Raw genomic sequence first — 21,450 nt, 5'->3', positions numbered from 1 at the left:
AATTGGCGGTCCTACTCTGCCTCAGCAGGGGTGATGGTGCCCGGCAGCTCCGCAAACTTGGCCGCCATCGTGGGGTTGCCACGTGTGAGCTTCTTGATCGTCAGATCATCGGCCTTGTCGTTGGCGAGTCGCAAATTGTTGGCTGACTTGTGCAGCGCCTCCTTTGTTTTTTCCAGGTCCTTGATCGCATCGTCGATGCGCTTGATGGCTTCTTCAAAGCCTTCGGAGGCCAGGCGCCAATTGCGCCCAAACGCCGTCTTGAATTCGTCGAGCTGGGTTTCGAACTTTGTGATGTCCACGTTCTGCGAGCGCACCAGCGCCAGCTCGGACTTGTACTTCATCGCGTTCAAAGCTGCATTGCGTAAGAGGGTGATCAGGGGCACAAAGAACTGCGGCCGCACCACGTACATCTTCGGATAGCGGTGCGAGACATCGACGATGCCGCTGTTGTACAACTCGCTCTCCGGCTCCAGCAGGGACACGAGCACCGCGTACTCGCACGCCTTTTCCGTGCGGTCCTTGTCCAGCTCTTTCAGAAAATCTTCGTTCCTCTTCTTGGTCGCCGTTTCATCGCTCTCGTTCTTCATCTCAAACATGATGGAGACGATCTCGGCGCCCGACTCGTCCGAGTCGCGAAAAATATAGTCGCCCTTGCTGCCGGTGCGGGCGTCGTTATCTTTCTCAAAATGCGCCCGCTGAAAGGCGGCAGCACGGATGCGGTTGAACTCGATTTCGCAGTGCTGCTCCAGGGTTTCACCGACCATCTTGGTCGATAGCCGCGCCTTCATATCGCGCAGACGCTCAATCTCCCCATCACGGTCGCGCAGCTGCAAGGCGTATTGCTCCTTGATGGCTTTCTCTTCCAGCTGATTTTTCACGGTGATGAGGTTGAGATCATTTTTCAAGCCATCGCGCTCCCGGGCGACGACATCCACGGCTTCATTCACGGCCAACTGGAGCTTGGTCTCGGCCAAATGCGCGGCAGCTTGCTGCGCGTTGCGCGCTTGCTCCAGCTCGTTCGCCAGCCCATCGCGCTCTTTGCTGACCGCGCCCAAAGCCTCCGTCACCGCCAGCTTGCGGGCTATTTCACCGGCAGCAAGCTGGGCCTGCAAGGCCTGAATCTCCGCATCTTTGCGCGCCGCAGCCCCTTGCAGCTCATGGGCCAGCTGGGCCTCAGCCAGCTTAAGCGCCGCCTGCTGGTCCAGCTTTGCCTGCGCCAACTCGTTGGCGATGACATCGCGTTGCTTTTCTACCGTGCCCAAGGCCTCGGCCAACGCCAGCTTGCTCGCCACCTCGCCCGCGTCGAGCTGGGCTTTCAGAGCCTGAATCTCCGTGTCTTTGACGGCTGCAGCTTTTTGCAGCTCACTGGCGACCTTGGCCTCGGCCAAGGCAATCGCGTCGCGCTTTTCCCGCTCGGCCAGCTCCAGCCGCTCGTGCAACTGTTTGTCAAAGTCGCCATCACGCACCTGCTTGAGGATGTCGGCGTACCCCGCTTCGTCGATCTTGAAGGCTTTGCTGCAGTGTGGACAGATGATTTCATGCATGGCGACGGGGCCTCTTCTTTTTGGTTGGACTGGTACCGTGCTGCGGCAAGTAGAGCTATGCAGTAAAGTTTACTAAGCTGCGGCTAGATGGCCAATGCGGCGTAGCCAATCCGAAACTTCCCCAAGTGGGTCGCGCTCTTTTATGCGCTCCGCGGTCATTAGTGGAAAGGCTTTATCGGCCAGACGAGTTTTGGCGTTTGAATCTTTCATTACACCGTCATACTTTTGCGCCGCTGAGTAAGCTTCCGCAAAAATTTTTGGTACAGCCTTGCCGTCCACCGGGTGGTCGTCAACCAAGATGGTGACGCCAAAGGCTTCACGAATCGCTTCAGGGTGCAGGTAGCTTTCAATTTCATGCTTAGTAGTTTGCGCTGCCCACGATCCGTCAGTCCTCAAATTCACTTTATCTACCGCTGCTTCGTAAGCGGGCACATCCCGGTCGTAAATATGAATCTCGGGTCGACGTAAGGACTGAAGATAGTTCTCATCTACCCAATGCTTTAAGGTAGAACCACCAAGAACAATGAAGGCAATTCGCTCATCGGTAGCCAAGTTCGGCAGTGTTGGGTCAGCGGCGTGCAGTGCCTTGCTGAGACACTTGAAGGCTATAACGTCGGTTGGCCCTTCGACACAAAGCAAAACTTTTACTCGGCTATCTGGTGTCACGCCAAGGGCGTCGGCCACAGCACCGAACACATCATCTCCAGCACTAATTTGTGGTTTTCGTGTATCTGGATCTCGGCTCACATATCTAATACTGCTAACGGGGAGTTCAGAGGCAAAGCCGGGACTGTGCGTTGTCAACAAAACTTGACAGCCCGTTTCGCTGGATAGAGATTTGAATGAATCAATAAGAATGCGTTGGTTATTCGGATGTTGAGCTGTCTCGGGTTCTTCTATCGCATAAATGATGCTGCGCTTATTGCTTGTCTTCAATCGACGTTCAGCTTCAGCTTTGAAAAAGCTAACCAGCACTAAGCGCCGTACGCCGCTGCCGCGTTTGTTTAGTGGGATGCCTGAGTCGGTATTGAGTCCCACCGAAAAGAGTGAGATCCACTTTGAAGGGGTTGGTGGCGTGAATTCAGGTGTCAACTCGCTTGCGAGGCTTGCATCAATTGTCATCAGAGCGGCATGGGTACTTCTGGCAATTTCTTCGGCCTTTTCTTGTACACGCGTTTGAATTCGAGCGATATCGTCCTGTACCTCGGCAATTGCTGCCGCGACTGCGGCTTTCATTGGATTTTGAACTTCATCGTCAGAATCGCGACTACTGCGATCACTTTGAAATAGTGCAAATATTGGTAGATGTGTTTCTATCTGTTCCCAAATTCGCTTACCGTCTTCTTTTGCTTTGCTCGCCGTAATCGCTACGTCTGCTCGGCCTAGTTCTTCAGTGGCTGCCCAAATCGCGCGGCGCATACCTGGATTTCCTTTTAGCGGAACGTCAAGTTTTTTTTCTTTAACAATGGCTTGGAGCTCTTTCTCCTTTAGTTCTAGAAGATTACTTACGCCTTGAGCGGTGGGATGGTATGCAATCACGAAAACTTCCACAGAAGGTTTCTTAAGGCTGCAGTCAAATACTTTGCGAATTTTCAAGGTTTTACTTGCACTCAGTAAATACTCAGCTTCGAGCGTGGTTTCTGCGCCAGCGTCCAAGCTAAGTTCCTTCGGTAGGTTTGAAAATTCGCAGGTTATTTCTACTCTCTTCTGTTCGCTATGAATGTTTGCGTCGCCCTGCTCCATGGCAACGGTATCGTTATTGAAGAAGATTTCTAGAGCCTCAAGGACCGAAGACTTCCCGATATCGTTCTTCCCAACGAATGTGGTCAATTCTTGAAAGCTAACGTTAATTTCGTCTGCGTAGCAACGGAAATTTTTTATTGACACCGATTCGAGTTTCATACTTTTCTCCCTGGGCGGAGTCAAGTCCCAAGTGCAACACTGATTTATTGAATTGAGGAATTGGGTTGATTGAGCTTGTCCAACATGGCCTGGTAGACGCTGATCGGCGGGTAGAAACCGTGGACGGCGCGCGGGCGGTTGTTGAGAAGGTCGGCGATCGCATCGAGCTGCTCCTGACTGTGAGCAGACAAGTCCGTGCCCTTGGGCAAGTACTGGCGGATCAGCCCGTTGGTGTTCTCGCAGGAACCACGCTGCCAGGGGCTGTGTGGGTCACAGAAGTACACCATCACGCCCGTGTTGGCTGTCAGCTCGGCGTGGCGGGCCATCTCTTTTCCCTGGTCATAGGTCAGGGTCTGGCGCATCGGTTCTGCGACGCCGCGCAGCTTGGCCGTGAAACCTTCCAGGGCAGAGGCCGCTGTTGCATCGGCCAGCTTGATCAGCATGACCAGACGAGAGCTGCGCTCGACCAGCACACCCACGGCAGAGCGATTGGCGGCGCCTTTGATGAGGTCACCCTCCCAGTGGCCGGGGAAGGCGCGGTCGTTGGCCTGGGGCGGACGCACGTGAATGCTCAGCAGATCGGGCATCTGGCCTCTGCGGTCCTCGCCCCGGCTGCGCGGCATGCGCTTGGCTTTGGCCCGGCGAAGGCAGGCGATGAGGTCTTTGCGCAGCTCACCCTTGGGCATGGCGTAGATGCAGTTGTAGATGGTCTCGTGCGAGACGGTGCGTTGAGGTTCATCGGGCCACATGAGTTTGAGTGTGCCCGCGATCTGCGAGGGCGACCATCCCTGAGTCAGAAAGTGCTGGATCACGCCGAAGAGCACGGTATCGGTGGTCAGTTTGGAGCGTTTGCGGCATTTGAAACGCTCGCGTCGAGCGCGCAAACCGGCGAGGCGGGCGTCGTACACAGAAGGGGCGTTGGCAGTCTGTGCATGCCGATCCGGCCAGGCCGCAAAGCGTGCCAGCTCCCGGGTGATGGTCGAAGGCGCGCGGCGCAGCATCAAAGAGATCTGCCGCGCCGAGCAGTTGTTCAACTTCATCATCATGATCGCCGCTCGTTCTTCAGCGGTGAGTTGTTCGTAGTGCTTTCCCATGGCGGTACCTTACCGGTTGGGTGTTGCACTTGATTATTGATTCCGCCCTGTTTTTTCAAATATTGATTGAGATTTGCATTTTCATCAGGACTTCAGGGTCAGGTCTTGCCTTTTGCCTAGCGAGATCCTCAATCACCTTCGAGCTGGGTTCACTGTAGCTTTTTGATACATTCTGCCGGCTATTGATGAATCATTGGCGGTTTTTTTGGTGAATATTGCCCAGAAGATCCGGCTTGTGTCATGCGGGTCTGGGCTTGAGGGGCTTGAGGGTCTTGAGGGTCTTGCCTTTTGCCCATGGCGGTAGATGCAGGCAAAGGCAAGACCGATTTTGAGGGTCACATGAGCTTGAGGGTCAGGTCTTGCCTTTTGCCCCCTTGCGCTTCTTTTCACAGCTTGACGGCAAAACACAAGCCCTCATATCTGACCTACAGGAGAACGACGAGGTCATGCCTTTTGCCGTTTGTCAATGTGCCAGATATTTTTGAGTACTTTCTGAAGCTGAAGAACTGATCCCGCGTGTCGTCGCCTGTAAGTGAGCTGAAAACAAGCGTTGTCGTCAGTGGCTATCTGGCTCTGCCATGCGCTGCGGAATGTCGCGTCGGGTGTGCAGCACCCGCCACACGTCGATGTGGTCTTCTCGCTCCAGGTAGAACACCAGAAACGGGTACGTGGTCAGCGGCCAAGCACGCAAGCCTGGCAAACCCAGTTCATGCCCATAGCGGGGTGAGCCTGTGGCAGCGTTGCGACTGAGGTAGGCATAGGCTTGCTCCAGCGCATCAATAAAACCTAGGAGGCTGCGTCGCTCGCGTCTTCGGCCAGGCAGTGATCAATGGCCGAGTCCACATTCGCGCTGACTTGTGCGCGGGGAATCACTTTCTTGGCCGTCAAGCCTTGGGACGGGGCTTGTTGTGTTGAGCGACGCGTTGGCGCAATGCGTCAAAGTAGGTGGCGCCAGCCGGTTCGCCCGGCGCAGAGCTTGCGCCTTGCAACAACAAGCTGTGTAGCTGGCGGCGATCTTGGTCGGTGCGGATCAGCTCGCGCACATATTCGCTGCTGGTGCTGTAGCCACGCTCGGTCACCTGCGCGTCAACGAAGGACTTGAGGGCATCCGGCAATGAGATATTCATGGTGGCCATGGCGCAAGAATATCGAGTTTGGCAAGAATAGGCATGGGTTCAATGCCAGGGGGTGTTGTGCCAAGTTCCGGGGCTTGACGTTCAAAGCTTGAGGGTCAGATCTGAGGCTTGCCCCCTGCCGTCCCGAATGCAGCGATTAAACCCAACATTCACCGCATAGAAGGCGGCGAATAGCTGAGCGCCGATGGCATGCGTGCATCCACGGGATCAGGCGCGCATTTACATCTACCGGGTCTTGCCCTTCGTCTTTTTTCACCTGATGCAGGCAAAAGACAAGACTTGGCTCCGACACGTATCCGTTCAACAGACCGCGCTCAGCAGTTCTCAAGTTGGAGCCCGCTTCGCCACACGGTGATCGCAAGGCCCGAACTCAGGTGTTCGGGTGGAACTCAATGCACCTCTTCGACGATCGGGCGTGCGTACTCCCACCCGATCAGCGCACGGGCGCCCAGGTAGGCATTTCTCAGCCGCTCGGATAGGTTGTTCAAATCGACTTCACCATGGGTGTCGCAAGGCACCGACACGCCCTGGCCTTGCGGAAGCAACGGCGCAAAGCACAACTGATGGTGTGCCGAGTCGTTTTGGGATGTCATGTGCATTCCCTGGTACAGAGCGGCAACCGGGTGTTACCAGGGCCCGTACCCCATGCCGCGGGCCCCGTATGCCTCGGGTCGCTCAGTCAAGGCACGGCCTCATCTTCTGCCTTTGCCCAGACGGTAAAGCGCTGCAAAGCGCCAGCAAACGCAGGTTTCTTGATGCTTCCGCTCTTCGGGGTGGTCTCGCCTTTTGCCCCATCGCCCTCTTGACGCGGGGAGCAGGCGCCCCATTCACCGCAGATCAAGCGGCTGATGGCAGGGCGTTGACGGCAGGCTGGCATGCCTGTTCGACAAAGCCCAGTTCTGGCAACGCTGGGCGAGCAGCGATAGGCAAATGCTCTGCGAATATGGCGTTGCGCGGTATCACCGACTTGTTGGCGCGCGGGGTGCTGGGCAGACTGCAAGGTTGCGGGGCGGAGCACGGGGTATGGGTTGGTCAGATAGGGCTGTTGCCTGTGTCTGGTGAGCTTGAGCAGGCAAAAGACAGGACATGACCCTGCCGACCCTTGCGGCCAAGATGCGAGCCAAAGATGCCGCCCCGGCGCTACCCCCGTGCAACAAGGGCTTTGCCACCACGCGCACGAGACCGCCAACGCAACTTTGCTTTTGAAGCCCCAGTTGTTTACGTTTCAGACACAAGCCCGGAGCAAGATTGGCTTTTCAACAAGCCAAGGAGTTCCAACATGCAATTCAAATCCATCGTGATCGCAGCAGTGGCGGCCACGCTTGCCTTGAGCTCTCTGTCAAGCTTTGCGCAGGCGTACGACAAGCGCGGCAAAGTGATCATCGTTCAGAAGAAGGACGACCAACGGAACGACCGCCGCGACAATTCTCGCGACCAACACGGCAAAGTGATCATCGTTCAGAAGAAGGACGAACAACGGAACGACCGCCGTGACAATTCTCGCGACCAACGCGCCAAAGATCAGCGGCAGTATTACTACAACGCCCGCGGCCCAGAATTCGTTCGTGGACGGGTGCTTCCGCGCGACCTGCGCACGCCCCAATATGTCGTTGTCAACCACCGTCAACATCGCTTGGCAGCTCCACCCCGTGGTCAGCAATGGGTGCAGGTCGGCGCCGACTATGTCTTGGTGGCCGTCGCCACCGGCATCATCGCCAGCATCGTCCTGAACCGCTGACTTTTAGATGCAGGGTGAAGGAGCCAGCCATTGAACAGCGCGCTGGCCTTTTTTTGTTCCATGCGCCCATGCCATCGTGTGGGCGTAGGGGTCATGTCTTGCCTTTTGCCCCTTGGCTTCCCCGCTCTTCGACTGTGAGCAAAAGGCAAGACCTGGTCCAGGGCTCCATGATCACCCTGTGCCGGATCGCGAAGTCAGCCCAATCGCCTGGCGCAGCAAGCGCTCGGAAAGGGCATGGTGTTCATCTGGCGCTGACACAGGCAGGCCAAACCAGTGCGGAATGGGTTCGGTAAATGCGAACTCGATGGCCTTGGCATGGCGCGTATCGCGGTTGACCGCAGTGTCCTGAAGCGAGCGCCACAAAGGGTCGAAGTCCATCAACGCGAGTTGCGACCTGGAAATGCGGATGGCACCCACGCTGCGCCAGGCATCGACGCAGCCGATCTCTGCAAAGTCGGGTGGTTGATCTGCCACAGGGCAACTCAGTTCTGCACGAAAGACATCGAAGAACGCGGCTTGCGCGCGCGCCGCTTGAAGGCACTTCATGCCGAAGGTTTCAACTTCTTCGACGGCACCGACCACGCGCGCGCCAAAGAACGAGCGGCCGAAGAAAGCCTCAAAGGCAACTTCGGTGCTCTGGGCCAAGTAGGCAAGCAACTCGGCGTGTGTCGGCAGGCGGTCACTGGGAAACGACCAGGCACGCTCCCACAATCCGTTCTTCGCGAATTGGCACGAGGCAGGGGCGGACACGAACGGCGGCATGCGATCTAGCATCGCCGAGCGCCATCAAAGCGGTTCATCTGGACCATGCTGAACCTGGTTGACAAAAGAGCTACTCTAAACCGCAGAGTTTTTCGGCTTTGTCCGCATCACTTGCCTGGTTTCAGTCGACCATCAAGGCGCGATTTGGGGTCAAGAGATTGGGGGGCTGGTTTTGCCATTTGCCCTTTGCTTCCCCACTTCCTGAATCACGGGCCAAACGCAACACCTCGCGACTGACCCTGGGCCCTTCCGGCGCTCTTTCGGTGCTCTTGGGGTCGAAAGCGCCAACCTTCACAAAGAAAGACCTAATGAAGACAACACCACCACCCACCCAGCTGAACTGGGACCACAAGCTGCAGGGCGCGCTGGCCGACCTCTGGATCGACGCGCGCAGCCAGGCGAGCGGCTTGGAGCAGGCGGCGATCGCGTCGCTGCAGCAATACGGCTTCGCGCTGGTGCGGGGCCTGGGCCCGGTCGATGCCGACCGCGATACCGCCCTCGACCGCGAGGTGATCGCCCCCTACCTCAACCGCTTCGGCGCCAAGCTGGGCACCATCACGCGGCAGAACAAGGCGGGCTCGCTGCTGGAAGACATTCGCGACTTTTCCGACACCGATGCCTTCGACAACCGCGGCTACCGTTCGCCGGGCGAGTTGTCGCTGCACACCGATCCGCCCACCCTGCTCGTGCTGCATTGCCTGGCGCCGGCGCGCTCGGGCGGCGAGAACCAGCTGGTCAACATCGAGGCGATTCACGACCACATCGCGGTGCAGCGGCCCGATCTGCTGCCGGTGCTGCAACGTGGCTTTCGCTATTGGGAGCCATCGGAAACCGAGCCCGGCGCAGGCGAAGCCTCCAGCTGGACCCGACCTATCCTGATGCAGCACAACGGCTGCGTCAGTTGTGTCTACTACCGCCCCTTTATCGAAGCCGCAGCCCAGGCGGCAGGCGAACCCCTTTCTGCGCTTGACGTACAGGCACTCGACTATTTCGACGCGCTGGCCAATTCGCCCCAGTTCCAGATTCGGCTGACGCTTGCCGCCGGCGAGAGCCTGGTGCTGCACAACCGCGCCGTCATGCATGCCCGCGCCGCTTACGAAGACTGGCCCGACGCGCACCGGCGCCGCCACCTGCTCAGGTTGTGGATCGATGCGCCCGCCATACGGCCATCGGCAGCGGAACACGAGTTGGGCGACTTTTTCGCGGAGGCTTAGGTCGGTTGGGTGGCGCTTTACCCATGGCAAGGTCGGCTTGGCGCGTTGCCCTGGGTTCCAGAGTCAGACGCCGCTTGGCTTGCCTCCACTGGCAGAGGAAAAACGCAAAACCGGCTTATGAAAGGCGCTGGGGCCTTTGGTTTGTCGGGGGGATTACCCAACGTGCTCCGGCGTTTTTCTGGCTTTTTCGCAGCACACATTGATGAACGGCAGCGGGGCGCCACTGGGCATCGGTTCGTCCATTTCAGAGAGCTCGAAAAGCCCGTATGCACCAAACTCGCGTTCGATCGACGCAGCGTCGTAGAAGTACATGGTCAGGCCTGGGAGTCTTTCGTACCAATCCTCGCCCAGCTTTGTCCCCTGGCCATACATCGAGGAAGCCTTCGAGATGACGGAGAAGACCATTAGCCCGCCGGGCGCCAGTTGTCGGTAGCAATCACGGATGAGTTTGGCGCGCCCTTGGGCATCCAACAGGTGGATGAGGGCGTAGCAGAAGATGCCGTCGAACGGCTCATGGTCGTAAGGCATGTTCGCGACCGATCCATGGTGAATGGGAAACTGAAAGCCGAGCTGCGAACGTGCGAGCGCAATCGCGGTGTCGGAAATTTCAATGCCCGTGACCGACATGCCGTGAACGAGGAACACCTGTGCGTTCCTGCCGTAGCCCACCCCCGGGATGAGAACCCGCTTGATGCCCATTCGAGCAAAGTAGTCGCTGGTGAAGACGGCCGACGCCGCCGGTGCCTCGCCCCACATGAGTTGATTCTCGGAGAAGGCTTTTTCCCAAAACTCGGTCATTTGTTGCATGGCTCCATGGGGACTCGGCACGCCGCAGCGTGGCCGGTCTCAAGATGATTTTGTCTCGACTTGCAGCAAGGCGGCCACCGACGTAGGCGTTCAGCATCGCCAGGCCAACCATAGCAAAGCCTGACAGCAGCAGCGCCTCCGCACCAGTGAACGACTTGTCGAGGGCCGCTGCAGGGCCAGGGCACAGAATGCGGTTTCGCCGTTTGCCCCCAGCCGAGACCACTGCACGACTCAGGTCCGATTCACGGTTGCTGCCGGATCTCAGATCGGCGCGTAGCTGCCGGTTCCACCCGGCCAGGCGGTTAACACATCGTAGCCCTCGGGCGTGACCGCCACCATGTGTTCCCACTGAGCCGAAAGCGAGCGGTCTTTGGTCACCACCGTCCACCCGTCGGGCAGGTGGCGGATGTCGCGTTTGCCGGCGTTGAGCATGGGTTCGATGGTGAACACCATGCCGGCTTGCAGCTTGAGCCCTTCGCCGCGCTGGCCGTAATGCAATACGTTGGGGTCGTCGTGGTAGACCTGCCCAATGCCGTGCCCGCAGAACTCGCGCACCACGCTGAAATGCTCGCGGTGGGCCACGGTTTGAATGGCGTGGCCCACATCGCCCAGCGTGGCGCCAGGTTTCACTGCTTTGATGCCGGCGAGCATGGCTTCGTAAGTGGTTTCCACCAGGCGCCGGGCCAATACGCTGGGCGCGCCCACAAAGAACATGCGGCTGGTGTCGCCGAACCAGCCGTCTTTGATCACGGCCACATCGATGTTGACGATGTCGCCTTTTTTCAGAATCCTCTCGGACGAGGGGATGCCGTGGCAAACCACCTGGTTGACCGAGGTGAGAATGGTCTTGGGAAACCCTTGGTAGCCCACGTTGGCGGGAATCACGCCCTGCACGTTCACGATGTGGTTGTGGCAGATCTGATCGAGCCGGTCGGTGCTCACGCCGGGCACCACGAAGGGCTCGATCATGCTGAGCACTTCGGCGGCCAGTTGGGCCGCCACCCGAGACTTTTCGATGTCTTCGGGGGACTTGATGGAAACGCCGCCGCGCGCCATCAGTGTTTCCCGGTTGCCGTTGCGCCGGGTTTGTTGAGCTCGCCCTTGGCGGCCATGGCGATGTCCAGGCCCCCTGCGAGTTCGGCGCGAATCAGCATCTGGCTGATTTCCCGGTGGTTCAGCTCGGGGTGCATTTCGGTCAGCATGCCGACCCGCATCCAGTGCTCTGCCTGTGCATTGATGGACCTGCTGAGCGCGCTGCCTGCGACCCTCAAATTTTCGTGCATCAGATCTGAAATTTTAACGATACCCATGCAATGCCTCCATATGAAACGTATATGTATTGTATATGTTTCATATAAGATCGATTTTACCGTTTTACCGTTTTCACTTGGTGCGGGAGCGACTCCCGCATGACGGCCAGGCAATCCATCGGGTGATGCCTGGGTGCATGGCGGTCATGGCTGGCGCAGGCTGAGGGTGAGGGTGAGGGTGATGGTTTGCGTTTGCACCGGGCTCGCACATATTTGGACCATATTTCGCCTCGATCATTGCAACTGGGCTGGGTCCATTCTTGTGCTGTAACCGCCGCACCTGAAAGCTCTGGCAGCGTTGGCCTGCTTTGTTCGAAGAAGGAAAATCAATGAGAGTTGCTGCATACGGCGTGGCGTTGGGTCTGGTTGGGGTTTTGGCTGGTTGCGCTGGCCCAGGTGGTCCTGGTGGCCCGGGTGGCCCAGGGGGACGCGGCGGTCCTGGTGGCCCGGGTGGGGCGCCGCAAGGTAAAGACAAATGCCAGGCCTTGGCGCAGGGGCCGGGCCACACGCCCAATGGACCGTTGAGCAATGCCGACTTCAACCGCGATGGCACGGTTACTCAGGCCGAGTTGACGCGCTTTATGTGCGATGGGGAATACCGACGGGTCACCATACTGGCCTATTTTGACCGGTTCGATGCCGACAAGAACGGCACGCTCAGCGACCGCGAATTCGCCAAGGTCGACCCACCATGGTCGTTCAATGGTGTGGATGCCAATGCCGACTGCGTGGTCACCCGGGCCGAAGTGGCAGCGTACGCCGATCAACCTGGCCGCAGCTACCGCAAGATGGGACTTGCCAAGTTCTTTGAGGATGTCGATACGGATCACGACGGCTCAGCGACACCGGCTGAAATTGAAGCCGCTCATCAAAGCGGTTTGCTGGCCCGTTGAAGGCCCGCTGGTTGTCGAGCACTGACCCCGTTGTACGGGGTGCCCGGTGCATGCGGTTCAGTGGCCAGTGCGAGCAGCGTGGTGTGGTGTGGAGCGCAGTGGCTTGCTCTTCTTTGGCTGAGCCTTCGAGATCTTGTTTTGCCTTTTGCCTGACCGCAGCCGGAAATGGCAAAAGACAAGACAAGACGACAAGACAAAATCTGCCTCTTGGGGCTGCTGAGAACGAACCGTTTACCATGGGCGCTGGGCCGAGCTTCTGCTTCGCGCCCGCATGAGCGCCCGAAGCGGCGCGGCAAACGACCCGTTTGCAGACCCAATACCCCCACCCACGTACCCCCTGGCCCCTGCGGTCTTTGCCGCCGGGGCGGGCTCATAGACCTTGGCCATCGATTTCCGGTGCGTGGCCAGACGCTGACGCTTGCCGTCTGGCCACCGCTGAAAGAGAGTTCCCTTTTTTGAAGACAGAGAAGTCAGAGATATCCAGTTTGGTGCTGGGCCGCCATGCCAACGGCGCGCCCTATGGAAAAGCGCAGGAATGGTGGCCGCCGCCTGGCGGTGGATCGCCTTTGATTGCTTTTCCACCCAACACAACAGACTGGATTTCCCATGACAGAACACGATCTATCCGTTCGTGCAGACACCTTGCTCGTGACCTGGGCAGACAAGACCTCGACACCATTCCCTACCATTTGGCTTCGTGACAACTGCCCCTCCGGGCTGCACCCGCAGACGCGCGAGCGCGTACTGGATTTGCTCGCGCTCGACGATGCACCCGTGCTGTGCGCGGCGCAGCTTGAGGCAGGCTGTGCGGTTTTAAGCTATGCCGATGGCCATGTCAGCCGCATGCCGCTGCCCTTGCTGAGCGCCAACCGGCCTGGCCAACAGGCAGCAGACCCCGCCGCCATTGCAGCGCAGCTTTGGCGATCCGACCTGGGGGCGTCTGGCCTCCCGCGCTGCCCAGCCGCGCCCCTGATGGTGGATGACCCGGCACTCAATGCGTGGATGCAGGCGACCGCTGCCTTCGGACTGAGCATTGTCGAAGGCCTCGAGAACCGGGTTGGCGCGGGCATTGATGTGGCCGAACGGGTGGGGTTCCTGAGGAAAACCAACTTCGGCACCACGTTTGAGGTGATCAACAAGCCTGAACCGAACAACCTGGCCTACACCGCCATCGCCTTGCCTTTGCACACGGATTTGCCCAACCAGGAGGTTCCGCCGGGGTACCAGTTCCTGCATTGTCTGGCCAACGAGTCAACGGGTGGCGGCTCGGTGTTTGCGGACGGTTTTGCCATGGCAGAAGACCTGCGGGTTGAAGATCCGGACGCCTTTCGCCTGCTGTGTGAGGTGCCCATACCGTTTCGGTTCCACGATGCAGAGGCCGACATTCAGGTGTACAAGCCCGTGATCACGCTGGATGGAGCCGGTGAGGTGATCGAGATCCGCTACAACGCCCACCTGGCGGGCATCTTTGACATGCCAGCCGAAATCATGTCGGTTTTTTACCAGGCTTACCGCGCGTACATGGCGAAGACCCGGGATGAAAAATACCGCTTGGTGCTCAAGCTGAAGGCCGGTGAAATGGTTGTGTTTGACAACAGGCGCGTTCTGCACGGGCGCGATGCCTTTGATCCCGCCTCGGGGCTTCGGCATCTGCAGGGTTGTTATGTGGACCGCGGCGAGTTCGCTTCGCGCTTGCGATTGCTGTCGCAGGCAAAGGGCCTGGCGCGGTCCTGAGTCGCTGCACCGGTTGTTCATCTCAGGCGTCTGTGGCCCACCCAGGATCTTGGGCTTTCTCCGCATGCGGGACCTGGCATTGCAAAGCTTTGGGTTCAGAGCCAAGGCCTTGCTTTTTGCCGTCGAAGCCGCGCTCCGCGCCTCTTTCCTTGGCCCAACGCAGCGGCTGTTGGGTATCGGGTATCGGGCCTCCCGTCGGTTTGATCCACTGACCCGCGCCTCGCGCCCATCTCGCAACCCGCTCAGCCGCAAGCCCGATCCCCGTCGTGAGGTGTTGTCCTACGGCCAGGCACAACTTGCTCCGACTGCCGCCGAAGGGTCTACCGCAGACACTGGGTCATCGGATGAAAAAAGACACCCCGATACCTCTTTCGAACCCACCAAAGGAATGACATGAACAAGGATCAAGTTGAAGGCGCCACCGAGCAAGGCAAGGGCAAACTCAAAGAAGCTGCGGGCGACCTGACCGGCAACAAAAGCCTCGAGGTTGAAGGCGAAGTTGATCAGGTCAAAGGCAAGGTTCAAAAGAACTATGGCGATGCCAAAGAAGACCTCAAGGACACCATCGACAAGCTCTGATCGGCTGTTCAAACAGCCCTGCAAGTTGAATGGCTGACAGGCCCCTGGGGTCTGTCAGCCATTCTTGCGTGCGTGCCTCAAGGGTGCCCCGTGGGCGCGCAATGCCCGAATTACTTCTCGAGCTTGAGGAAGTAATCGAAGATGTCCGGCACGTTGCCGTTGCCCATGCCGGCATCAAAAGCGGCCTGGAGGTTGGCCGAAGTGCCCTCGGCAATCTGTGCCCGCGTGCCCAGGTCTTTGACCATCTCCAGAAAGTAGCCGAGGTCCTTGTTGGCGTTGGCGATGGAGAAGCCCAGGTCGCTCACACCGTCCACGGCGTAGTTCTTGCAGAATTTCATGAACGGTGAGTTCGACGGGCCGGTCGACATGATGTCAAACAGCTGCTGGCGGTCGACGCCGGCGCGGTCGGCCACGGCGAACGCTTGTGACATGGCGCAGACGGTGGTCATGCCCATGAAGTTGTTGATCAGCTTGGTGGTGTGACCGGCGCCGAGTGCGCCCAGGTAGAAAACATTTTCGCCCAGCACGTCGAGCACGGGCTTCACCTTGTCGAAGGTGGCCTGTTCGCCTGCGGCCATGATGTTGAGCTTGCCGTCTTTGGCATGGGCGGGTGTGCGGCCGAGGGGTGCGTCGACCATGCCCGCGCCTTTTTTGGCCAGATCGGCGCCGATTTTGCGGGTAGAGGCCGGGATCGAGGTGCCGAAATCGATCAGCACGGCGCCTTCTTTGATGCCGGCCAGGATGCCGTCTTCACCGTAGACCAGCTTTTCGACCACGGCCGAGGTGGTCAGGCAGAGCATCACGATGTCGCAGGCTGCGGCCAGTTCGGCGGGCGAGTTGGCCACGGTAGCGCCACGGGCGACAACGGCCGCGACGGCTTCCTTGTTGAGGTCCATCACGACCGGCTCAAAGCCGTTCTTTTGCAGGCACTCAACCATGTTGCCGCCCATGAGACCGAGGCCGATGAAGCCGATGACTGGTTTTTTCATATGCAATTCCTAAAGAGGGGGTGGGTGGAACGCCATGTGCGGTGAAACACACTTTGTTTTTGAATGAAGAGTGAAGGACGAGGGTGTGACGACAGCATTTGGCCGTCCCTCACGGGTTAATGCCGTGCGGTACCACCATCGACTTGAAGGGCTTCGCCTGTGGAGAACGGGGCTGCATGTGGCGCAGCGCCTCGCGACAGTTCAGAAACACACCAGTCGATTTGAGTGACTTGCCTTGGGCCCATGCCTGAGACGTCGGGGCTCATCTTTTGCGGATTCCCCTTATCAGCGGCACCAGGAGTGTGATGAAGGCGACCGACAACAGACCGGCCGTGATGGGGCGGGTGTACAAAAAGTCGTAGCTGCCGCTGGACAGTGCCAGGGAGCGGCGGAAACTGCTCTCGGCCATGGGGCCCATGATGAGGGCCAGCACCACAGGCGATGCCGGGAAGTTGGACCGCTGCATGAAATAGCCGATCACACCGGCGACCAACATGATGCCGACATCGAACATGCTGTTGTTCAAGGCATAGGTGCCCACAATGCACAGCACCATGATGGTGGGCGTCAGGATCGACTTGGGGGTTTGCAGAATGCGGCCAATGAAGCGGAAGCTGGAGAAGCCCAGGATCAGCATCACCACGTAGCAAAACAGCATGCCGGCAAACAGGGTGTAGACCATGTCGCCATGTTCCTTGAACAGCATGGGGCCGGGTTGCAGGCCCTGCAGCGTCAACGCGCCCAGCATGACGGCGGTGACGGCGTCGCCCGGAATGCCCAGGGTCAGCATGGGCAGCAAGGCCCCGCCGGTGCAGGCGCTGGCGCCGGATTCGCAGGCCGCCACCGCTTCGAGTTCGCCTTTGCCATAGTTTTCGGGCGTTTTGCTGAAGCGCTTGCCTTCGCTGTAGGCCACAAAAGCCGCAATGTCCGCTCCGGCGCCGGGAATGGCGCCGATGGTGGCGCCCAGTCCGGCAGAACGCATGACCGTTCCAAAAAGTCGTCTGCAGTCTTTCAGTGAGGGAATCATCTCGGTGATGATGGTTTTCTGCGTGCTCAACAGGTTGCTTTCGGCCATGGATTTGAAGGCCTCGGACGCGGCAAACAAGCCAATCATCACGGGAATGAAGGGCACGGTCATCAGCTCATTGAAGCCACCTGTGAAGCGGGGGAACCCGCCCATCGGGTCCAGGCCCACGGTGGAAATCAGCAGGCCAATAAAGCCGGCGATCAAGCCTTTGAGCAAGGACTCGCCAGCGATGCTGGCAATGATGCTGAGACCAAAAACAGCCAGGGCAAAGGTTTCAGGCGCGCTGAATTCCAGCGCAAACCCGGCCAGTACTGGTGCCATGAACACCAGCAAGATGATGCTGAGGAAGCCGCCAATGAATGAAGAGATGGTGGCTGTTCCCAAGGCGAGGCCGGCTTTGCCTTGGAGCGTTAGCGCATAGCCGTCCATGGCGGTGGCCGCGGCCGCCGGGGTGCCGGGAATGTTGAGCATGATGGCGGTGATCGAGCCGCCGTAGATGCCGCCGAAGAACACGCCCGAGATCATCAACAAGCCGGGAACGGGGTCCATGCCAAAGGTGAAAGGCAGCAAGATCGCCACCCCCATGGTGGCGGTGAGGCCGGGCAGGGCACCGATCACGATGCCCAGGGCGACGCCCAGCACAGACAGCAACAGCGCCAACGGTTGGTTCAGCAGGGCACCAAACCCTGAAAACAGCATATTCAGTTCTTGCATGGATCAATTTCCGGAAAGGGTGCGCGTTGGGCGCTTATTCAAACCAAGCGCCCTTGGGCAGGGGAACACCCAGGCCGAGGGAAAAAACAGCGTAGAGAACGCCTGCGATGGCGATGGCCAAAACCCCGTTGAGCCACCAATTGAGGCGACCCAGCAAACGCATCATGAGGGTCAAAAAGAGGGTCACTGACAAGCCATAGCCCGCAATGGGAATCAGCCAGGTGCAGCCGATGCTCAGCAGCACGCCTAAGAGCGTGCGAAGCGGGCGGGTGTCTGCTGCAGGGGTGTTCACAACGGGGGCGCGAAGCTTTTGCCAAAACAGCAGAGCGCACAGCAGCATCAAAATGCTGGCGTAAATGAGGGGGAAGCGGGCGGAACCGATGTCGGTCTCCAGCGAGGTACTGGGGAAGCTGTAGGACACGGCGATGGCGGCTGTCGCCACGCCCGTGAGCAGGACTGTGATCACGAGATCGGCGCGTCGATCTGCGGGTGAAATGCTGGCGGACGATGGGGTGTGAGTCGGTTGCATGACTGGCCTGTTCTGTTTTTGTTTTTGTATTTTTTTTGAGAGAGAACGCGCACCTGTTCCCAGCACCCTGGGTGCGCGTCAATGGCCGGCCTTTACTTGGCCATGCCCAGCTTGGTCATCAGCGTCTTGAAGCTGACGTTGTCGGCGTCAATGGTCTTCTGGAACGCGGCTGCGTCCTGGTAGGCGTAGGTCATGTTCATCTTGATCAAGGCAGCTTTGTAGTCAGCGTCTTCGGCGATCTTGGCTGTAGCAGCGCGAAGAGCGTCTTGTGCTTCTTTGGGCGCTTTCTTGTTGACGACAATGCCGCGCCAGGTGCCGACGCTCAGATCAATGCCTTTTTCTTTCAAGGTAGGAACCTTGTCAAACGAGGGCAAGCGTTGGTCGGACATGACCGCGAGGATCTTGACTTTGCCAGACGCGACATGGTTCGACACCTCGGCTGCGCTCACGGTTACTGCTTCAATGTGGCCGCCCAACAAGGCCGCAATGGCGGGGTTGGCGCCGTCATAAGGGATGTGGTTGAACTTGACGCCGGTTTTGTCGCTCAGCGCTTCCGCGGCAAGATGCCAGATGGCGCCGGTGCCGGAGTTGCCGACGCGAATTTTTCCCGGATTGGCTTTGGCATAAGCCATGAATTCTTCAACGGTTTTCCAGGGTGCATCGGCACTCACGGAGATGGCGCTGGGCTCGGCGCTCAGGCGGGCAATGGGCGCAAAGTCTTCGGCTTTGAACGAAGCCAGACCCATGTGCGGCAACATGGTCAGCTCGACCGTGCCCATGCCGATTTTGTAGCCATCGGGGCGGCCGATGATCATTTCCGAGAAGCCCAGTGCGCCTCCAGCCCCTGGTTTGTTGATGACACCCATGGATTGCGGCAAGTACTTTTTGGCGATGTCTGCAAACGTGCGCGCGAGCAAGTCGGTTCCGCCGCCTGGCGAGTAGGGCACGACGAGTTCGATTGGCTTGGTGGGGTATTCAGCGTGGGCCGAGACACCGACCAGCGTGGCCGACAGCACCGTGGTGACGCAGAGAATGCTTTTGACGAGGCGCGGTAAAGATTGAATGCTTTTCATGGATGTCTCCTGGGGTTGTATGAATTCTTGAGAAAACGGTCGCGGTGGCAATCGGCGATCTGAAAGGGTCGCCTAGGGGAATGCTTCAAGGGTTTGTCGGTGGGGCTCCTTGTTAAGAAGAAAACGAAATTGCTTGTTGGTCATCGTTGGTGGCGGGGTCGGGCTGGCCATCTGGTCGGCCAGGGCCTGACGGATTTCAAAGGTCGCGAAACCCCCATGCGGCAATGCGGTGGCCTTGCGCTGTGCCCCTACAAAGGTTTGCAGACACGAATCTTTTGAGCTGGATTTCAGCCGATTTCCGCCATTTCGTGAAACCGGTTTCAGTTGATTGTAAAAATCAACCGGCGCTCTGCAATCATGGAAAACCCTAGGGTTCGGTGGGTGGGTGGGTCAGCGAACTGCCCCGGCGGATCAGCTCGCCTGACAGCAAGATTTGTCGCGGAGGGGGCTGTTGCCCTTTCAGGCGCTCGATCAAACAGCTGGCTGCGATATGGCCCAGTTCACCCGTCGGCTGGGCGATGGTGCTGATGCCTGGCCCGATGTAGGGTGCCCATTCGGTCTCGTCGATGCCGACCAAACCGATGTCCATTCCCAGGCGAAGATTCAGACGCGCCATGGACGCGACAACGCGCAGCGATGTGACGGCGTTGCTGGTGATCACGGCCGCTTGGCAGCAGGGCGCGCTGGCGTAAAGGGTTCGCAAGCCCTCGTCCAGCCCTTCGCCCTGCCGGGCTGAGTTTTCAAGGGTTCGACCGGTCAGCAGCGGGTCAACTTCTCGTTGTTCCTTGATCCAACGGTGAAACGATGAAGCCCGTTCCTCCCGTGTGCTCACGCCTTTCACTGACTCTGTGACATAGAGCATGTGGCGGTAGCCTTGAGCCACCAAATGCTCAATGGCCAACCGCATGGCGCCAGCGTTGTCGAGTGACACAAAATCCACCTGCAGATCCTGGTGGCGCCGGTCAATCAGCACCACAGGTTTGCCTTGGCTCATCGCGTTGGCGGCTGCACCGCCGTCATGGCCCAGTGTGTTGAGAATGAAGCCTTCCACTTGGTAGGTCGAGAGGGCTTCAATGGCCTCTTGCTCGCGGGTGTCATCGTCAGCCAGGTTGAACAGCATGATCAGATAGCCTGCTTGCTGGCACACCTTTTCGGCGCCGCGCAGCAACGCGATGGAGAAGGGGTTGCTGGCATCGGCCACCACCAGTCCGATCAGTTTTGTGCGCCCCCGCTTGAGGGCTTGTGCCATGGGGCTTGGGCTGTAGCCGAGTGCGGCAATGGCCACCTCGACGCGCGTGGCAATGTCTTTGGAGAGCAGCCTGTCCCGGTGGTTGAGGAAGCGGGACACCGTGGCTTTGGATACCCCGGCAGTCCGCGCAACATCGGCGATTGTGGCTTTGGCAAGGGGGGGCGACGGTGCTGCATTTTTCATCGCTGGATCTCGCATTTGTCTCTTTTTTTGTGATTTTATGAAACCAGTTTCAGCAATATCGTAGCACCGACACCGTGTATTCAATCGGCGCGCGCAGCCATGGTTTGATTCCCCTGAAGTCTCTTGATAGAACTTCATGAGGGGTTTTGCATCTGAGCATGGCCTGAGCTTGCCGGTGGCATACGGGCGTAAAAATGCCAGTTCAGCGGGATGAACCCTAAAGCTTTTTGGACTTCGGCGCTTGAGTGGCCTGGGTCTGGCCGACGGCGCTTTTTTGGCGCCGCTGCATGGGCCACCCGTTCGTTGTGAGCCTGGGCGCTTTCTTGATCCCACGGCCTGTTTGAACGTGGACTTCAGAGGTAAAGACCGCCTTCCCTTTTGCCTACCCGCGTCCGGAAATGACGAAAGACAAGACGAGGCCTGACACCGAACTTGCTTTGCGGGCACCGGCGCTTGAAGAGAGCAGCCTGACGGTGTTCACCGCATTTCATGTGCTTGAGTGGTGCCCCATGGGTTGGGGCTTCACTCTGGGAGCTGGATGTTTGCGCGACATGACGCAACAGGACTCCGGTGGGATCGGGCGGGTGTTTAGACCTGGCCTGAGGCTTCCTCCCTGCGTCCTTTGCAAGCCACGCAGTGCTCGGTCTGCGGCTCGATCTGCAGTCGCTCGAAGGGGATGTCACAGCCGCATTCACTGCATTGCCCGTAGCTGCCGTCGGCCATCGCCTTGAGCGCGCGATCGATGCGGGTGATGTCGGTTGCATCGAGGTCGGTCAGGGTCTGGTCCACTTCGCGGGTCACGTTGCGCTGCACCATGCCGCCTTCGTCGCTGGTGGGCGGCGTGAGGTTTTCTCGGTTCTGCTGCATCTCCAGCTGCAGTTCTTCGCGGCGTTTGAGCAGCAAGGCTTTGAGTTCATCGCGCTGGGCGGAAGTCAGGGGTTGGCTCATTGGAGTCCTCTTTTGAATGGGTTGG

Annotated in this window: 21 protein-coding genes; 5 read left to right on the top strand and 16 right to left on the bottom strand. The window is 58.8% G+C overall.

The window, feature by feature from the left end; all coding sequences use genetic code 11:
• Positions 1-11: 11 nt before the first annotated feature.
• The 6 genes from E5678_RS13355 to E5678_RS13330 all read right to left on the bottom strand — a co-directional run bounded on the left by E5678_RS13355 (position 12) and on the right by E5678_RS13330 (position 6,269).
• On the bottom strand, positions 12-1,544 hold the full coding sequence (locus tag E5678_RS13355) for a DUF2130 domain-containing protein (RefSeq protein ID WP_136178979.1): 1,533 nt from the start codon (positions 1,542-1,544) through the stop codon (positions 12-14).
• 72 nt (positions 1,545-1,616) lie between these two features.
• A complete protein-coding gene (locus E5678_RS13350) occupies positions 1,617-3,446 on the bottom strand; it encodes an ATP-binding protein (protein WP_136178978.1) in 1,830 nt (609 codons plus the stop codon).
• Between the two features lie 44 nt (positions 3,447-3,490).
• Positions 3,491-4,540 carry an IS30 family transposase gene (locus tag E5678_RS13345; protein WP_136177545.1) on the bottom strand — a complete coding sequence of 350 codons (1,050 nt, stop codon included), beginning with the start codon at positions 4,538-4,540 and terminating at the stop codon, positions 3,491-3,493.
• A 556-nt stretch (positions 4,541-5,096) separates the two neighbouring features.
• Complete coding sequence (locus tag E5678_RS13340; RefSeq protein WP_348770379.1) at positions 5,097-5,312, bottom strand: type II toxin-antitoxin system RelE/ParE family toxin; 216 nt, start codon at positions 5,310-5,312, stop codon at positions 5,097-5,099.
• 112 nt (positions 5,313-5,424) lie between these two features.
• Positions 5,425-5,676 (bottom strand): type II toxin-antitoxin system ParD family antitoxin, encoded by a 252-nt coding sequence (locus E5678_RS13335; RefSeq protein ID WP_136178977.1) that lies wholly within the window; start codon positions 5,674-5,676, stop codon positions 5,425-5,427.
• A 389-nt stretch (positions 5,677-6,065) separates the two neighbouring features.
• Positions 6,066-6,269: a hypothetical protein gene (locus E5678_RS13330; protein WP_136178976.1), complete on the bottom strand. Its 204-nt coding sequence runs from the start codon at positions 6,267-6,269 to the stop codon at positions 6,066-6,068.
• 686 nt (positions 6,270-6,955) lie between these two features.
• Here E5678_RS13330 and E5678_RS13320 point away from each other — a divergent pair.
• Complete coding sequence (locus E5678_RS13320) at positions 6,956-7,414, top strand: RcnB family protein (protein WP_136178975.1); 459 nt, start codon at positions 6,956-6,958, stop codon at positions 7,412-7,414.
• Between the two features lie 171 nt (positions 7,415-7,585).
• On the opposite strand, the gene E5678_RS13315 is transcribed toward E5678_RS13320, so the two are convergent.
• Complete coding sequence (locus E5678_RS13315) at positions 7,586-8,188, bottom strand: hypothetical protein (RefSeq protein ID WP_136178974.1); 603 nt, start codon at positions 8,186-8,188, stop codon at positions 7,586-7,588.
• Between the two features lie 296 nt (positions 8,189-8,484).
• Between E5678_RS13315 and E5678_RS13310 the strand changes: the two genes are divergently transcribed.
• Positions 8,485-9,390 carry a TauD/TfdA family dioxygenase gene (locus E5678_RS13310; RefSeq protein ID WP_136178973.1) on the top strand — a complete coding sequence of 302 codons (906 nt, stop codon included), beginning with the start codon at positions 8,485-8,487 and terminating at the stop codon, positions 9,388-9,390.
• A gap of 153 nt (positions 9,391-9,543) precedes the next feature.
• Here E5678_RS13310 and E5678_RS13305 read toward each other — a convergent pair whose 3' ends face one another.
• The 3 genes from E5678_RS13305 to E5678_RS13295 form a co-directional block, all read right to left on the bottom strand.
• Positions 9,544-10,197 carry a class I SAM-dependent methyltransferase gene (locus E5678_RS13305; protein WP_210731912.1) on the bottom strand — a complete coding sequence of 218 codons (654 nt, stop codon included), beginning with the start codon at positions 10,195-10,197 and terminating at the stop codon, positions 9,544-9,546.
• Positions 10,198-10,458: 261 nt separating this feature from the next.
• Positions 10,459-11,253 (bottom strand): type I methionyl aminopeptidase, encoded by a 795-nt coding sequence (gene map, locus E5678_RS13300; protein ID WP_136178972.1) that lies wholly within the window; start codon positions 11,251-11,253, stop codon positions 10,459-10,461.
• Positions 11,253-11,507, bottom strand: a complete 255-nt coding sequence (locus E5678_RS13295; RefSeq protein WP_136178971.1) for a ParD-like family protein — start codon at positions 11,505-11,507, stop codon at positions 11,253-11,255. The genes map and E5678_RS13295 overlap by 1 nt, the downstream gene beginning before the upstream one ends.
• Positions 11,508-11,836: 329 nt before the next feature.
• Between E5678_RS13295 and E5678_RS13290 the strand changes: the two genes are divergently transcribed.
• From E5678_RS13290 to E5678_RS13280, 3 genes are all read left to right on the top strand, one after another.
• Positions 11,837-12,400, top strand: coding sequence for a hypothetical protein (locus E5678_RS13290; protein ID WP_136178970.1), 564 nt, complete (start codon positions 11,837-11,839; stop codon positions 12,398-12,400).
• A 606-nt stretch (positions 12,401-13,006) separates the two neighbouring features.
• Positions 13,007-14,134 carry a TauD/TfdA family dioxygenase gene (locus tag E5678_RS13285; protein ID WP_136178969.1) on the top strand — a complete coding sequence of 376 codons (1,128 nt, stop codon included), beginning with the start codon at positions 13,007-13,009 and terminating at the stop codon, positions 14,132-14,134.
• A 393-nt stretch (positions 14,135-14,527) separates the two neighbouring features.
• Positions 14,528-14,713, top strand: coding sequence for a CsbD family protein (locus E5678_RS13280; protein WP_136178968.1), 186 nt, complete (start codon positions 14,528-14,530; stop codon positions 14,711-14,713).
• Positions 14,714-14,823: 110 nt separating this feature from the next.
• Here the strand turns inward: E5678_RS13280 and E5678_RS13275 are convergent, their stop codons facing one another.
• The 6 genes from E5678_RS13275 to E5678_RS13250 form a co-directional block, all read right to left on the bottom strand.
• A complete protein-coding gene (locus E5678_RS13275) occupies positions 14,824-15,702 on the bottom strand; it encodes an NAD(P)-dependent oxidoreductase (protein ID WP_136178967.1) in 879 nt (292 codons plus the stop codon).
• 262 nt (positions 15,703-15,964) lie between these two features.
• Complete coding sequence (locus tag E5678_RS13270; RefSeq protein ID WP_136178966.1) at positions 15,965-17,443, bottom strand: tripartite tricarboxylate transporter permease; 1,479 nt, start codon at positions 17,441-17,443, stop codon at positions 15,965-15,967.
• 34 nt (positions 17,444-17,477) lie between these two features.
• Positions 17,478-17,972: a tripartite tricarboxylate transporter TctB family protein gene (locus E5678_RS13265; RefSeq protein ID WP_136178965.1), complete on the bottom strand. Its 495-nt coding sequence runs from the start codon at positions 17,970-17,972 to the stop codon at positions 17,478-17,480.
• 92 nt (positions 17,973-18,064) lie between these two features.
• Positions 18,065-19,045 (bottom strand): tripartite tricarboxylate transporter substrate binding protein, encoded by a 981-nt coding sequence (locus E5678_RS13260; protein WP_136178964.1) that lies wholly within the window; start codon positions 19,043-19,045, stop codon positions 18,065-18,067.
• A 367-nt stretch (positions 19,046-19,412) separates the two neighbouring features.
• On the bottom strand, positions 19,413-20,477 hold the full coding sequence (locus E5678_RS13255; RefSeq protein WP_247596771.1) for a LacI family DNA-binding transcriptional regulator: 1,065 nt from the start codon (positions 20,475-20,477) through the stop codon (positions 19,413-19,415).
• A 588-nt stretch (positions 20,478-21,065) separates the two neighbouring features.
• Positions 21,066-21,425 (bottom strand): TraR/DksA family transcriptional regulator, encoded by a 360-nt coding sequence (locus tag E5678_RS13250; protein WP_136178962.1) that lies wholly within the window; start codon positions 21,423-21,425, stop codon positions 21,066-21,068.
• Positions 21,426-21,450 lie beyond the last annotated feature (25 nt).

Source organism: Hydrogenophaga sp. PAMC20947, from assembly GCF_004795855.1.
GTDB lineage: Bacteria > Pseudomonadota > Gammaproteobacteria > Burkholderiales > Burkholderiaceae_C > Hydrogenophaga.
Note: the sequence above shows the minus strand (reverse complement) of the source record. Positions and strands in the feature narration are given on the sequence as shown.

What these genes read in the sequence shown, in the direction of transcription:
- E5678_RS13355 (WP_136178979.1), bottom strand. Translation starts at nt 1,544, where the DNA reads ATGCATGAAATCATCTGTCCACACTGCAGCAAAGCCTTCAAGATCGAC.
- E5678_RS13350 (WP_136178978.1), bottom strand. Translation starts at nt 3,446, where the DNA reads ATGAAACTCGAATCGGTGTCAATAAAAAATTTCCGTTGCTACGCAGAC.
- E5678_RS13345 (WP_136177545.1), bottom strand. Translation starts at nt 4,540, where the DNA reads ATGGGAAAGCACTACGAACAACTCACCGCTGAAGAACGAGCGGCGATC.
- E5678_RS13335 (WP_136178977.1), bottom strand. Translation starts at nt 5,676, where the DNA reads ATGGCCACCATGAATATCTCATTGCCGGATGCCCTCAAGTCCTTCGTT.
- E5678_RS13330 (WP_136178976.1), bottom strand. Translation starts at nt 6,269, where the DNA reads ATGACATCCCAAAACGACTCGGCACACCATCAGTTGTGCTTTGCGCCG.
- E5678_RS13320 (WP_136178975.1), top strand. Translation starts at nt 6,956, where the DNA reads ATGCAATTCAAATCCATCGTGATCGCAGCAGTGGCGGCCACGCTTGCC.
- E5678_RS13315 (WP_136178974.1), bottom strand. Translation starts at nt 8,188, where the DNA reads ATGCTAGATCGCATGCCGCCGTTCGTGTCCGCCCCTGCCTCGTGCCAA.
- E5678_RS13310 (WP_136178973.1), top strand. Translation starts at nt 8,485, where the DNA reads ATGAAGACAACACCACCACCCACCCAGCTGAACTGGGACCACAAGCTG.
- E5678_RS13305 (WP_210731912.1), bottom strand. Translation starts at nt 10,197, where the DNA reads ATGCAACAAATGACCGAGTTTTGGGAAAAAGCCTTCTCCGAGAATCAA.
- map (WP_136178972.1), bottom strand. Translation starts at nt 11,253, where the DNA reads ATGGCGCGCGGCGGCGTTTCCATCAAGTCCCCCGAAGACATCGAAAAG.
- E5678_RS13295 (WP_136178971.1), bottom strand. Translation starts at nt 11,507, where the DNA reads ATGGGTATCGTTAAAATTTCAGATCTGATGCACGAAAATTTGAGGGTC.
- E5678_RS13290 (WP_136178970.1), top strand. Translation starts at nt 11,837, where the DNA reads ATGAGAGTTGCTGCATACGGCGTGGCGTTGGGTCTGGTTGGGGTTTTG.
- E5678_RS13285 (WP_136178969.1), top strand. Translation starts at nt 13,007, where the DNA reads ATGACAGAACACGATCTATCCGTTCGTGCAGACACCTTGCTCGTGACC.
- E5678_RS13280 (WP_136178968.1), top strand. Translation starts at nt 14,528, where the DNA reads ATGAACAAGGATCAAGTTGAAGGCGCCACCGAGCAAGGCAAGGGCAAA.
- E5678_RS13275 (WP_136178967.1), bottom strand. Translation starts at nt 15,702, where the DNA reads ATGAAAAAACCAGTCATCGGCTTCATCGGCCTCGGTCTCATGGGCGGC.
- E5678_RS13270 (WP_136178966.1), bottom strand. Translation starts at nt 17,443, where the DNA reads ATGCAAGAACTGAATATGCTGTTTTCAGGGTTTGGTGCCCTGCTGAAC.
- E5678_RS13265 (WP_136178965.1), bottom strand. Translation starts at nt 17,972, where the DNA reads ATGCAACCGACTCACACCCCATCGTCCGCCAGCATTTCACCCGCAGAT.
- E5678_RS13260 (WP_136178964.1), bottom strand. Translation starts at nt 19,045, where the DNA reads ATGAAAAGCATTCAATCTTTACCGCGCCTCGTCAAAAGCATTCTCTGC.
- E5678_RS13255 (WP_247596771.1), bottom strand. Translation starts at nt 20,477, where the DNA reads ATGAAAAATGCAGCACCGTCGCCCCCCCTTGCCAAAGCCACAATCGCC.
- E5678_RS13250 (WP_136178962.1), bottom strand. Translation starts at nt 21,425, where the DNA reads ATGAGCCAACCCCTGACTTCCGCCCAGCGCGATGAACTCAAAGCCTTG.